Origin of the sequence: Paraburkholderia sp. A1RI-2L, assembly GCF_048957375.1 — a bacterium.
Taxonomy (GTDB): domain Bacteria; phylum Pseudomonadota; class Gammaproteobacteria; order Burkholderiales; family Burkholderiaceae; genus Paraburkholderia.
The window spans coordinates 742,183-755,491 of sequence record NZ_JARBTA010000003.1 but is presented as its reverse complement, the minus strand read 5'-3'; the positions used below and the strand labels follow the sequence as shown (position 1 = coordinate 755,491).

The following is a 13,309-nucleotide window of genomic DNA, read 5'->3' as shown; positions in this document are numbered from 1 at the left end:
GAGAACGGCGATCTGGCGCCATCTCCATTTACAAGGCAGCGATCGAGCGGATCATGGTGAGCATCGGCGACGCTTTTGCTTACACCTCGCTGCGGCACAAGTGTAGCAACTGTCGCCCCTTTTCGCGCGGGTCAAACGGAAAGCGCCTGGATACCCGGTCGCGGGCCGCTATCGGCTCCGATCCCCGGGGTGCGCGTTCGTTGAAGCCGGATCGTTCGTCGCGCCCCGCAGTTCAGCAGGAGCGAGGCTGCGCGATCGAGCGCGCGCAGAGGTTGCCGTTGAAAGCCAAGCAGTGATCGGTAGCACGCGACCCGCTGCGGCCACTCAATATTCGCCAGGGCGGACGTTGCCGGCATGCCTGCGCGCTTAACGTCGTGTGGAAGCTTTACCAACAGTAACCCATTGATACACATTGCCGATGAGCCAGTCGCTAACCTGCTAGCTTGAAGACCCACTCCATATCCGCCATGAAAGTGTCCTGCCAATTGCTGTCGAGCGCCTTGCTCCCCGCCCTGCTCGCCATCGTGTCCCTTGGTGCTCATGCCGACCCGTGGAAAGATGAAAAACATCACGGCAGGGATTACAAGGAAGAATATTGGGATGGGGCGTGCAAGGTTGAGCGCAAATGGAAAGGAAACGGCGAATACAAGGAGAAGAGCAAGTGCAAGGGCGGGCCGTCTCCCGCCGTGATTTATCAACCTGCTCCAGCCGTCATCGTCAGCCCTCAGGTGGTGATTGGCCAGTGAGGGGCGCGCATTCGAGCGCCGAAGCGAAATGTAACGGTCAAGGACAGCTTTTGGTCCGATCCCGGAAGTTCCCTAACCACGCGGTGACCGCTGACTGTGGGCGTCGCGCGAGCTTCCGGAAACGATCCGGAGCAGCCGTTTGCGTTGGCGCGGCATCAATGGCTGCTTTAAAGGAGTCTCTCGGCCTTTCGACCGTAGCATGCAATTCTCAGACGCCCCAGGCCCAGTGCATCATCGCTGGCCAAAACGCTTGCCTTTCGGCCGCCCCGCCATCGTCCGGAATGCAGTACAGTGACTCAAGCAGCACGCGCGGAAGCTGTGATCATTCACAGGGAGAGCTGCAATGGACGGCTTCGGACTGACTTCAGAGATCAGCGATTTTCTCGTGCTGGACGTCGCTCTTCGGAATATGGCCGTGGGCACCGGATCTATCGATCGAAAGGGTCTGCTCGCCGAAATCACGCGATTTATCGATTTGTTGGAACGCGCTATTTCAGACAAGCCTGCATGTCGAAACCGTACCTACGAGGCTCGCATACTGCTTGCACAGGATCTTCCTCTCAGCGCATTGGACCAGATCGATGCATTGCTCGTCAGTTGCGGCGCACAGCTGACGCTACGGGCTCTTTTTGCTGGCCCCGCTTGTGCGTGCCAGTACAGCCAGTGTCATTAGCGCAGCCGGACTTCCAGCGAAGATACGCGCACGTTAGCCAGGCAACGGCCAGTAATACGTATGTAGAATTGGCCGCATGCGGCGGCATTGCGGACGATGGATCGTTGGCAACCTCGTCTTGGCCCAAAGGTTGCAGTTGGCCGAACCCTGCCCGCGACAGCGACCGCCTGTCAAAGCAAATTCCACGTTGCACTGGCCGGTCGAGGACTATTGCGCATCGTCCGGGCCTTAATCCGTAGGACTTACGGTTCGACCTTTCGCTGCGCCGTGTAAGCAAGATAGGCAACGATCAGATCGATCTCGCGATCGCTCAGTTGATCTGGCGCGAAAGCCGGCATGGTCCGGCCGGGCCAGTCTCGAACCGATGCCGGATTGCGAATATAGCGGTGCAATGCAGGCGGCTTGAAGTACTCGACAGGATTCATCGGCACGTTGAGGTCGGGGCCCGTGTCCGCGCTGCCCGCGTGGTTGAGCCGATGGCAGGCCAGACACTGCATGATGAACAGACTTTGGCCCGCGCGGACCGGATCGGTTGCCGGTAGCGCCGGATCGACGGCGAGCGCCGGCCAGCGCACGGATGGGGACGGTTGCGTAGCAAGCTGCGCGACCTGGTAGGGCCACTGCTCGCTGCGCACGGATGCCGCTTCCCTGCCGACCCAAACGAGGTAAAACGGTCCCGCGCTGACCGGCTTGCCCGGCAGCTTTGGCCACGGCTGAGCCGGATCCTCGACCGCGAGCCAAGCGACGGCTGTCGCTGGATCACGGTTGCGCACGAGATCCATCGGCAGTTGCGCGGCGAAGCCGTCAGTTGCACGCGCCTCGAGCACGCTGTCCGAAGGTAACGCCGCACCGTCGAGCAGGGCGGCCAGCGGCACGGCGCGGTAGGTCGTCGACGCACTGTAGGCGACATCTCGCGGAACGTGGATCTCGGCGGTGTCTGGACGCGCCAGCAACGCTTCTTGGCTAAACGACTGGGTCTTCCCCGCTATCGTAAGTTCGATCGCGGGCTGGGCGGCCGCATGATGCCCAATCACGCCAAGCGTCAGCAGCAACAACGCAAACAATACGCGTTTCGACATTTATGCTCCAAGCATTGTTGTTCCCGACGACGTCGGCGACAAAATCGCCACAGCCGCCGGCCAGGTCCAGCCGTCAATTCATTCGACATCGGTGAACTGATTATCTCAGCGGTGTAAATCTTCGCCTCGTCGCCAACGCGTGCTTCCTGTGCAAGCCGATGAGCACACACGGCAGTGAAATGCGAATCCCGTCATGCGGATATTTTGGGTTCGTGCATCGCATGACACCACTGTCTCCGCCAACATTCTTGCAACCGGGGAAGCCATCGCTCCGGATGCTTTTTGTCAAGGGGAGTAGTCGATTCGTTGCTGCCTTTCGACCCAGCGCGATGGCTATGGCCGGTTGCAAACTGGAGCGGCCATTCGCGCGGCGTATCGGCCGGCAAGTCCTCGGTCATAGCGGACATTGAGGCGCGCCTGGTTCTATGGCAGCAACGTGGCGGATTGCTGGCGCTGGCCGCATCACCGAGCCGAACGACAGCTCGCCGCACGAGCGATAAGCCACGTTCGTCATCATTTCGACGAGGTCTCGAAGGGTGAGCTTGTAACGCAGGTGCCATCGAACACACATGACGATGACATCGCGGTCGAAGTGACAGCCACTGAACAACCAGTCGATGCCTCCGAGGTCGCTCACGGCGGCCTGGTTTTCGCAAGAAGCCTGAGCGTTACACCTCGGTCCACCCGATTTGCACCACAACCGGCGAATCAAGGTCGTAGCTGGAGAAAGGCGCCAGTGATGAGTCACCCGCCAACATGCATAAACGCGAAGGTGTTGTCGTTAGTTTTTACAACGTCGATCGTGATATTTTGAAGTGCGGTTAAATTCGGCTTGTAATCACTTTTTGTTGCGCCAGTCGGGTCTGCTTTTTTAACGCATGCGTGCTCAAAAGTGAACGGGACTGAACGTTCGTCTCCCCGATTCCAATCGCCGCTGTCGAGTTCTGCAAGCTTTGTCGCCAAGGTCGTCATTACTATGTTGATGTCAGTGATCGAGCAGTCGATGATATGCTGCGCTCCAGTGGCGCCGCCGTTATAGCGGGCCCTCAATTCGTTATGAGCTGCAGATCGGGACGAGTAACCGAAGCTCTTTACACCATCGGATTTCAAGGTAAGGATGTGTCGTTTTGAGGCCTTGTTTGCTATCTTCGTTTGACCGTCTACCCCATTTTTTGACGCGAGCGCGATGTGTCGCCGCATAAAATTCTTTGGGAACTCAAGAAAGATAGTTCGGTTTGCTACATTTTTCACAGTCCACTTTTGGTCCGGCAATTGTCTGTTGTCGCTTCCCCGTTTTATTTCGTTGCACATTCCTCTCCCCCAAGATGAACGCATTAGAGACGATTCTAGAAAACGAATCGACGCTATGCAAAGTGAGCAATGGGCGATCCTGAATATTGTTAAGCGAATTGCATAAGCGAACTAAACTGAAGAGCGGTGTATGCGAGAAGAATAAAAAGTGGACGTTGCGCCATTCGTGCCGGGTCGCCGCCGACAAGTTGTCGGCGGTTGCTGACGCTCAGGTGTCGCCGTTCTTGAGGCAGCTTGAGGTTGGCGGATTCAACCGGTGGATGCAATAGTTTGGTTAAACCGCTCGGCTGTCTTTCTTGCTCCTCCCCAGCTATCCTGCGGAACAAGACGCGGCTAGATCGTCAAAGCGTCTTTGCTATCGACATTACCTCTCGTCGAAACACATGCTCGCTCAATACTCTGCCTCCAGGAGGCGAAGATAGCGGGGCGTTACGGGTTCATAGTTCGACGCGGACAGCCAGGCGGGCCCACCAGTAGCATTTGCGGCAGCGTAAGCCCACGCCGCGACGCGATTCGCTGTGATCCTGTCATTTGCCAGGCGCGACAAAACGCCGATTTCGTCGAGTGCATCAGATTTTGTCATCAGTTTTTCCAGCCAGCGCTCGAGGTGGGGACTTGCCGCGAGCGTGTCGGATTTGCTGCGATTACATGCCGGGTGCGCAAGCACAAAATTGTGCGCATGGTCCCTCGGATAGAGTGAGAAGGGTAAAAAGGTCGACGTCCGCGTCGGTACAAACAGCAACTCGATACGACCTTTTTTCCTTGCGTTGGAAAATTCCGCCGATGCTTATCCGGCGGTGGCGCGAAATTGAGCGGTGCACAACGTAGGCACGGCTTTGGTTTTACGAGCGAGTAAGCAGTTGAGACGGATTGACTACGCTTGTGCCAGAATCTCCCTCATTTCGAGGGGACGGCCGGCGTCCGTGTCGGCCGGCGATGGGCGCAGACTCATTCTGAAACGCAAACGGGGAAGACGTGAAGAATAGTGACAGCTGGAATCCGATCGGAAACATCGACGCAACGCTCGGCATCGCAGGCCGCCGGCAGTTCCTCAGCTATACGGGTGCGGGGATCCTCGCCGCGCTGCTGCCCGCATGCTCCGGCAGCAGCACCGGCAACGCATACAGCCACACCATTGCATGGGGCCGGCAGCAGTGTGAGGCCGCGCTTACGGGTAAAGTCGCCGCCCTGTCGGTCGCGCTGATGAAGGGCAACCGAATCGTCTGGCAACAGGCCTTCGGCAACGCGTCGGCCAACACGCCGGCCATGAACCAGACACGTTTCAACATCGGCTCGGTCAGCAAAGTCGTCGCCGCGCTGGCCGCGATGATCCTGCAGGACCGGGGGCTGCTGGACCTCGATACGCCGATCGCGAAATATCTGCCGTCGTTCTCCATGCTCTCGCCGCACTACACGCGGATCACTACACGCCATCTGCTGTCACATTCCTCGGGATTAGGCGGACAGAACAATTGGAATATATTCACGGGCGGCGTAGCGATGCCCGGGTACGTCGAAAACACCCTGACTGCACTCGCGAACGAACACCTCAAGTATCCGCCGGGGGAAATGGCGAACTACTGCAACGATGGCTTCACGCTCGTCGACCCTGTCGTTGCCGCGGTGAGCGGACAGAGCTATGTCGAGTTTGTGCAGCACAATATCCTGACTCCGCTGAACATGTCCAACTCGTGCTTCCTGGCAAGCGCGCCGACCACCGGCACGTTTGCCATGCCCTATGGCATCAATGGCGCATGGTATCCGCAGGAATTCTCGAACGTGTACGCGAGCGGCGGGTTGTGCTCGACACCGGGGGACATGATGAACTTCGCCCAGATGCTGCTGGACGGCGGTGCGTTCCAGGGACGGCAAATCGTGTCGCCTGCGGCGATCGCCGAGATGGGCCGCGACCAGACAACGAAGCTTCATGTCAATCCGACGCCGGTGTATTCATTTGGACTGGGTTGGGACTGGGTCAAGTCTTCCGCACTGGCCTATGCAGGCAATACGACGTGGATAAAGGACGGTGAGACGCCCGCATTCTCCAGCATGTTCATCGTGCTGCCGGATGCGCAACTGGCCGTGATGCTGACGGGCCATACGGGTTACAACCCATTTGCGCTGGCCTACGGGCTCGTGGAGCAGGCCATGCAGGAAGACGGTTCTATCCGTGCGTCGGCGCCTCTGCTCGGGGCGGTCGTCCCACCGGTTGCGACGGCACCGGACGTCACGACAGCCGCGGGCATGTATGGCAACCATTCGGCGCCGATCCACGTGCAGGTCGGCACGGACGGCAGTCTCGTCCTCAACCGGTATGCGGGGACCGGTACCGGCAACAGCATGTGGCAGCCACTGGACGACGGGGTGACGAAATACGAGTATCGCAGCGACGGCTGGTGGTGGAGCGACAACACCGGACACAGCTACAGCTTCAATATCCAGTCCGGAACCGATCTGGACGGCCAGCCATTCAGTTACCGCTATCTGGTTCAACGCACGAGCGGCAGCAGTACCCTGGGCGGCGACGTCATAGCCCAACAATTGACGGCGCAATCACTGCCGCTTTCGTCCGCATGGCAAGCGCGCCTGAATTCGACATGGGTGCCGACCAACCTGACTTCCACCGACGAAATCACCGCGCTCCGCGGAGCCGCCACATGGCACACCACGATCGGCAGCCTTTCCGAATTCGAGGGATACATCCTGTTTGGCGGGAACGATCCGTGGGGGTACCAGTTGCTCACGCCGTTAGCGGACGATCGTGGCGGGGTGTCCGTCCGGGCGCCCAACGAGGCGGGCAGAGAATTGAATGAAATCAGCTTTTCCGTTGCCGCTGACGGTTCGGAGACCATGACCGTTGGCGGACTGCAATTCGTCAGGGTTCCAGTGTAATCAGGCCAGTAGAGGCGATAGCGGTCTGTCGCGCTCCAAAAACGCAGATGCAGGATGATGGCATCGCCAAAACTGCATCCGCACAATTCTATTTGCTGGCCATCTTTAAACGAATGCCGGTACGATTTGCGTGCCGCGTGGGCAAAATGTAAACGAAAAGACGGACCACACGCCATGAACAAGATTGCAGGGACTTCGGGGGAAACGCTCCAGCCGTTGGAAACGGCCGCCGGGGCGATACTGGAGAGCGCGGGCCGTCGCAGATTCCTCGGCTATACGGGAGCCGGCATGTTGGCCGTCGCGTTACCGGGCTGCGGCAGCGGCACGGCCAATAGCTCCGCCAGCACGTACGCCAACACCCGGGCTTGGGCCGAGAGCGCCGTCCAACAGGCCATAAATCTGGGACAGACCGACGGCTCGGCGGTGTCGATGGCGCTGCTCAAAGGCAACCAGATCGTCTGGCAGAAAGCGTTTGGCTCGGCCACCAGCAATACGGCGGCGACCACGCTCACGCGCTTTAACATCGGTTCGGTCAGCAAGGTGGTGGCCGCGCTGGCGGCGATGATCCTGCAGGATCGCGGGCTGCTGAACCTCGATACGCCGATCGTTCAATACCTGCCGTCATTCAAGATGCTCTCACCGGCCTATACGCAGATCACGACGCGGCATCTGCTCTCGCATGCCTCGGGCCTGCCCGGGTTCGTCTGTGGTCACGATGCTTCTGCGTTCGTGCCGGTTCCCGGCGACGCGGAACTGACGATGCAGGCATTCGCGAACATGCACCTGAAGCATTTGCCGGGGCAGATGGCCAGCTACAACAATGACGGCTTCACGATGATCGAGCCTGTCGTGCAGGCGGTGAGCGGGCAGAGCTACCCGGACTTCGTCACGCAGAACATTCTCGCGCCGCTCGGCATGACGAATTCGGGCTTCCTGACGAGCGCGCAGACGTCGGCGGGGGCTGAGTTTGCGCATCCGTACATCAATGGCGTCCCGACCAGCCAGCTCGAGTATTACAACACCTACGCTTCGGGCGGCCTGAACACAACGCCGGGCGACATGATGAACCTCGCGCAGATGCTCATTGCGGGCGGTGTCTTTCAGGGGCAGCGCATCGTGTCCGCGGCCGGCGTCGCCCAGATGGGCACCGACCAGACGACGACACTGCCGATCAACCTGTTGCCGGAAAGTCGCTGGGGACTGGGCTGGGACAATGTGCAGCTCCCCGCATTGTCCGCGGCAGGCGTCACCGCCTGGGAGAAGACCGGCGGTTCCATCTGCTTCTATACCGACTTCATCGTGGTGCCGAAGGCGCAACTGGCCGTTCTCGTCTGCGGCGGCAGAAATTTCCTGAACGACGCGTTCTATCCGGGCCACATTGCCCGAGGCATCGCGCTGCGTGCGCTGCAGGAGGAAGGAACGATTGCCGCGCTGCCGGCCAGCGCGACTGCCGCGCAGATCCCATCGCAGGCCCCGGCCCCGAATGTCGCGGCCATGACCGGCATCTACGGTAACAATACCGGTCCCATCCAGGTTACCGTCAATCCTGCGGACGGCAGTCTCACGCTCGCAACGCTCGACTCGACCGTCACACCCTACACATGGCCACCCATCAATGAAGGCGTGACGAGCTATCAATATCGCGAAGACGGCTGGTGGTGGAGCAGCACCAGCGGTGTGCCGAGCTACCGCTTCGAGGTCGTACCGGGCGAGGATTCGAACGGCAATGCCACCACTTTTTGCTATCTGATGGCGCGCGCCGCTTCCGGTGACGTCAGCGTGCTGGCCCAGCAACTGCCGCGGGCGCCGGCACTCGACGCCGTGTGGCAGCAGCGCGTGGGAACACAGTGGACGATCAGTAACGAATCCACGGATTCCACGCTATGGAAGGTCGCTCCGAGTGTGATGGAAGCGCCCACCGTCATCGGCAGCCTTAACGAACTGCCAGGCTATGTACTCCTTACCGGTGGCGGACCGATCCTCCAAAACGGCCAGTTGCTCCTGCCTGTCCCGAACGACAGCGCACGTGCACGCATGGCCGTCAACATGTTCCGCGACCTGAACGAGGTCGCTTTTGGAACGGTGAACGGCACGCCGACCATGACGGTCGGCAGTCGAACGTTTACTCCAGCATCCTGAATACTTGCCCCGGCGATGAGTTTGCCGTCGCCGTCATGAGGGTGTTGTGGTTCAAATTGCATTCGTGGGCGAAAAATGGCATGTTCACCATTACTTCATCGTGCTGTTAAAGTGAGTTGAGGGAAAATTGCGGGGGGAGCGAAGGTCGGCATATTCGCCGTTGCTTCATCTGCGCATCGGTCACGCTGCTGAATGGTTCTTTTGGCGCTGCCATTGAAAGCTTTCGCCGCCCAGCAGCAACGCGAGACTCATCATGCCCCCTGGTTAGTCGATGCGATGCGATGCGATGCCTGGTCGGTGCGTCCCGGACAGCGGGGAAAGGGCGCCGCATGATCCCGCCGCGATCCCGGTAAATTAATAAGCAATCCAGATAAATATGCGGCTTCTTTCGTTCGCAATCGTGCCACGATTGAAGATTGGGAAACGAGCATCTGCGGACGACAACGCCATATGTAGTGCGTTGCCCGATGTCAGGTTCGTGTTTCAACATCAGGGATACTCCCTCCCGGACCACGGCGGCGAATCCATGGTCGAGCCATCCGGTGGACAGCCCTTGCGCTTCGGCGCCACGGTTCTTCCTGTTTTGCAACGGTAGTGGCTTGCATTACGCGGCAATCGGGTTTACGACCATGAACATCAAGACTTGAGCCACGCCGAAATGAACCGCCGTCGCCAGCAAGCTCGAAGCGATGTGGCGATGCGCGCTTTGCCGAGGTCGCGATTGACACTGCCGGTTTGTTTGGGTACCTTCACTGCGCGTTTTGCTGCATGGACGGTCCCGCACAAAAACGTACGGACGTATTCGAACTTGTGCGCGGTTTCGCGAGTTTTCGTCTCGTTGTCGTCAGCAGCGACCCTGCGCAGTCAACAGCAATACCGAGAAAGACGGCATGAGGGGGCAGGCCTGTGAAAGTCTCGCCGCGAGGCGGCGCGAGGCGTGCGTTCCCGTTTGTCCTCTGCGCTGAGGTGGTGGCGGTTGCAACGCATGCATGCTGCTGCATTCAAGGGGCCGCGTTCGGGGAATGTGGATGGTCGACCATACAGACCATTATTTCGTGGGTTTGACGCAGCAGTCCAGCGCAGGCGGACTGGCGCGCCTGCGCGGGCATGGTGTCGTGACGCTGCCGGCCTCGCGTGTCTATCCGGTGGGCGCGCGCTTCGACGAGTTCGTGCAGCCGCTGCTGCGCCTGCTCAATGGCGACGACCACGTGCGGGAGATCGTGCTGCGCCCCGTGCTGGGGCGCTATGGCGTGAGCCAGGAGCTCTCGGTCGGCCTGGAGGTTAAGGCGGCGGCGGGCTTCAATGCGGCGGCGCTCGCCGCCGGCGTGTTCCGGCTCGCGCAGGCCGCCGCGCAGATCGACGCGTTCGTCGGCCGGGTGCTGTCGCCAGGCGAATGGACCGACAATGCGCGCCCCGGCCTCACGGTGCTTTTCAAGGAGCCGCGGCGCATTGCCGACACAACCGATCTCGTGCGGCAGATCATCGATTTCCCGGGCGACGGATGGCCCATCGACGGCTTCACGACCATTCCCTCCGCCGAGCGGCGCATCGGTCTCGTGCAGGGGCTGCGCTACATTTTTCTTCCCGAGATCAGCGTGCGCTGGGACCGCGAGCTGCGCCAGCGCCTGAGCGCCAACGACGAGGAGATCGACGTGATCCTGCTTGATCAGGCTACGCGCATCGGCCGCATGTGCAAGGTGCTGCTGCAGGATGCGTCGATCGAGGCGGCGTGGCTCAGCTGGTTCGACGTGATGGTGGCCGGCATCGAGGACTACCAGGAGCTGATCGCCGTGCTGGGCGCCGAGCAGGGCGCGCGTGCTGCCGATCCTGGCTCGATGGCGCGCAAGGCGTTTTCGGCGATCCTGCGTCTGACGAGCCTCGGCGTGTTCCAGAAGCGGCTCACGCATATCGGCTTCGACGAAGCGCAGCGGGACCGCACCGCAAGCGCGCCGGCCATGGCCGCGAACCTGGCCCGATGATGCTGCGCGACCTCACCCGGCATGGCGCCGGATTCCCACGGAGCGAGGCAGCGTATGGCTGACCTGACGGCGGCATTGTTCGCCCGCTACAACCGCGTCATGCGCGGCACCTTCGTCGGTGTCCTGATCGTCGCGTGCGCGCTCGTCTACATCCAGTTCCGGATGACGCTGGGCGCCGAGACGTCCAGCCTGGGCCAGCGCATGCAGGAGCAGGCCGTGTCGCTCGACGCCATCGTCAAGACCGCCTCGGACGCTGTCAACACGATGCGCATCCAGGCACAAACCTGGTTTCGCCTGCATCCACAGGGCGCCGCGCCTTCCGTGCTGCTGCGCGCGCTGCAACCGGGCGCCGCGCCCGGCAGCATCGAACTCGAGCAGTTGCCGCCGCCGTGGACCGTCGCCGACGCCGGCAACCTGACCGGGCTCGTCGGCGTGCGCACGCCCGCCATCGACCGCGAACTGGAGATGGCGCTGAGCCTGAACGGCACATTCAAGACCCTCAAGGCCAATCTGCCCGGCGCGACCTGGGTCTATTACACGTCGGCGTACCGCTTCATCAATATCTATCCGTGGGTGTCGTCGAAAAACTTCTTCTACGCGGATTCGCTCAAGCAGAAGGAGTTCTTCGCCGGCGTCGAGCCCGCCGCGGATCCGTCGCGGCACATCCTCTGGACGCCGGTGTATCTGGACGAAGCGGGCCAGGGCGTGATGGTGACGGCCTCGGCGGGGGTCTACGACGACAAGGCGTTTCGCGGTTCGGTCTCGCTCGATCTCACGCTCGTGCGGCTCAACCAGTTCGTGCGCAACTGGGACGAGAGCCTCGGCACGCTCTTCATCATCAACGATCGCGGGCAGTTGCTCGCGCATCCCACCCTCGTGCGTTCGGGAGCACAAACCATTCTGCAGGCCGCTGAAGCGTTTCCTCTGGCATTGCGCCGCGATCTGCCAGCCACGCTGCAGGCGGCGGACGGCGACCTCGTCGAGCTGGACGGCTATTACGTGGAGACGCTTGGCATCCAGAACGCGCCGTTCCATCTCGTGCTGCTCGTGCCGCGCTGGAATCTCGTGAAGGTGGCGCTGGAAACGGGCGTGCCGAGCGTGCTGCTGCTCGTCATGGGCCTGACCTTGATGCTGCTGATCGCGAGCAGCTTCACCTATCGCGACGCGATCGTGCCCGCGCAAAAACTCGTGCGCTATATCCAGGAGGAAGACCGCGGCTCGGTAAAATCGATCCCCGATATTCCGCAGGCATGGCGCCCCTGGTTCCTCACGATCCAGAACGTATTCAACGCACACACGCAGCTCGTGTCGATCCAGCAGGAGCTGGACGTCGCGCGGCGCATGCAGCAGTCGATCGTGCCCACGCGCTTTCCTTCGCGCCCCGATCTGCAGATGTTCGCGCGCATGATTCCGGCGCGCGAGGTGGGCGGCGACTTCTACGACTATTTCTGGCTGTCCGACCAGAAGCTCGGCGTGGTGATCGCCGACGTTTCGGGCAAGGGCGTGCCCGCCGCACTGTTCATGGCCGTGGCGCGCACGCTGCTGCGCGCGATCGCGCCAAGCGCAGCCGGTCCCGGCGCCTGCCTCGCGCTTGCCAACGACCTGCTCGCGCAGGATAACGAGGCCACGATGTTCGTGACGCTGTTCTACGGTATTCTCGATACGGGCACGGGTATGCTCGAATACGCGAACGGCGGGCATAATTCGCCTTGGCTGGTCGCGCCGGACGGCACGGTTTCTCAATTGCCGGGCACGGGCGGCATGGCGCTCGGCGTGATCGAAGGCGTGCCGTTCGTGCAAGCGAGCGCCCAGATCGCTTCGGGCTCGACGCTGCTGCTCTACACCGACGGCATTACCGAGGCGTTCAACCCCGCCGACGAGGAGTACGGCGAAGCGCGCCTTGCCGGACATCTTACGGCTTCGGCGGGACTCGGCGTGGAGGCGCTGCTCAAGCGGCTCGTCGACAGCGTCTACGAGTTCGCCGATGGCGCGCCGCAGTCCGACGACATTACCTGCCTGGCAGTTCACTATGGAGCGGCCGGGCCGATGAAGGCATGAACGTGAGCGACCGATTCGATACGCAGTTGACGGTGCACGCACCGGATATCGGCGGCCTTGTCGATTCACTCGACATATTTTTTGCCGCGCACGGCTTGCCGCATGCGCTGCTGCAGTCTTTTGCGATGGCGTTCGACGAGGTCGTTTCGAACATCGCGGCCTACGGCTCGGCGCAGCAGCCGATTCGCATTCACGTGACGGTCGCGGCCGACGAGGTGTGGGCACAGGTGATCGACGACGGCGTCGCGTTCGATCCGCTGCAGCTCGCCGACCCCGACGTGACGAGCAGCGTCGAGGATCGCGCGATTGGCGGGCTGGGTGTCTTTCTCGTCAAGAAGATGATGGATAAGGTGGCCTATGAACGCCGCGAGCCGTACAACTGTTTGAGCTTCGCGAAGCGCATCGCGCCCGCGCGAAACTGATCTACGAGGG

At 61.1% G+C, this 13,309-nt stretch carries 9 protein-coding genes and 1 pseudogene; 7 read left to right on the top strand and 3 right to left on the bottom strand.

The window, feature by feature from the left end; translation table 11 throughout:
• The first annotated feature begins 443 nt into the window (after window positions 1–443).
• Both PWP93_RS26635 and PWP93_RS26630 read left to right on the top strand, forming a co-directional pair.
• The gene (locus tag PWP93_RS26635; protein ID WP_421046698.1) at window positions 444–746 is read left to right on the top strand and encodes a hypothetical protein; all 303 of its coding nucleotides are present in this window, start codon (window positions 444–446) and stop codon (window positions 744–746) included.
• Between the two features lie 343 nt (window positions 747–1,089).
• Window positions 1,090–1,419 carry a hypothetical protein gene (locus PWP93_RS26630; protein WP_421046697.1) on the top strand — a complete coding sequence of 110 codons (330 nt, stop codon included), beginning with the start codon at window positions 1,090–1,092 and terminating at the stop codon, window positions 1,417–1,419.
• A 242-nt stretch (window positions 1,420–1,661) separates the two neighbouring features.
• Here the strand turns inward: PWP93_RS26630 and PWP93_RS26625 are convergent, their stop codons facing one another.
• The 3 genes and pseudogenes from PWP93_RS26625 to PWP93_RS26615 form a co-directional block, all read right to left on the bottom strand.
• Window positions 1,662–2,498: a c-type cytochrome gene (locus PWP93_RS26625; protein ID WP_421046696.1), complete on the bottom strand. Its 837-nt coding sequence runs from the start codon at window positions 2,496–2,498 to the stop codon at window positions 1,662–1,664.
• A gap of 490 nt (window positions 2,499–2,988) precedes the next feature.
• Window positions 2,989–3,135: pseudogene (locus PWP93_RS26620) on the bottom strand (IS6 family transposase); the annotation flags it as partial.
• 107 nt (window positions 3,136–3,242) lie between these two features.
• On the bottom strand, window positions 3,243–3,809 hold the full coding sequence (locus tag PWP93_RS26615) for a hypothetical protein (protein ID WP_421046695.1): 567 nt from the start codon (window positions 3,807–3,809) through the stop codon (window positions 3,243–3,245).
• A 975-nt stretch (window positions 3,810–4,784) separates the two neighbouring features.
• On the opposite strand from PWP93_RS26615, the gene PWP93_RS26610 reads away from it, so the two are divergent.
• The 5 genes from PWP93_RS26610 to PWP93_RS26590 all read left to right on the top strand — a co-directional run bounded on the left by PWP93_RS26610 (window position 4,785) and on the right by PWP93_RS26590 (window position 13,299).
• Complete coding sequence (locus PWP93_RS26610) at window positions 4,785–6,701, top strand: serine hydrolase domain-containing protein (RefSeq protein WP_421046694.1); 1,917 nt, start codon at window positions 4,785–4,787, stop codon at window positions 6,699–6,701.
• Window positions 6,702–6,755: 54 nt separating this feature from the next.
• Window positions 6,756–8,840, top strand: coding sequence for a serine hydrolase domain-containing protein (locus tag PWP93_RS26605; RefSeq protein WP_421046693.1), 2,085 nt, complete (start codon window positions 6,756–6,758; stop codon window positions 8,838–8,840).
• 1,028 nt (window positions 8,841–9,868) lie between these two features.
• Window positions 9,869–10,819 (top strand): hypothetical protein, encoded by a 951-nt coding sequence (locus PWP93_RS26600; RefSeq protein WP_421046692.1) that lies wholly within the window; start codon window positions 9,869–9,871, stop codon window positions 10,817–10,819.
• Between the two features lie 54 nt (window positions 10,820–10,873).
• On the top strand, window positions 10,874–12,877 hold the full coding sequence (locus PWP93_RS26595) for a SpoIIE family protein phosphatase (protein WP_421046691.1): 2,004 nt from the start codon (window positions 10,874–10,876) through the stop codon (window positions 12,875–12,877).
• Window positions 12,874–13,299, top strand: coding sequence for an ATP-binding protein (locus PWP93_RS26590; protein ID WP_421027111.1), 426 nt, complete (start codon window positions 12,874–12,876; stop codon window positions 13,297–13,299). The genes PWP93_RS26595 and PWP93_RS26590 overlap by 4 nt, the downstream gene beginning before the upstream one ends.
• Window positions 13,300–13,309: the final 10 nt, after the last annotated feature.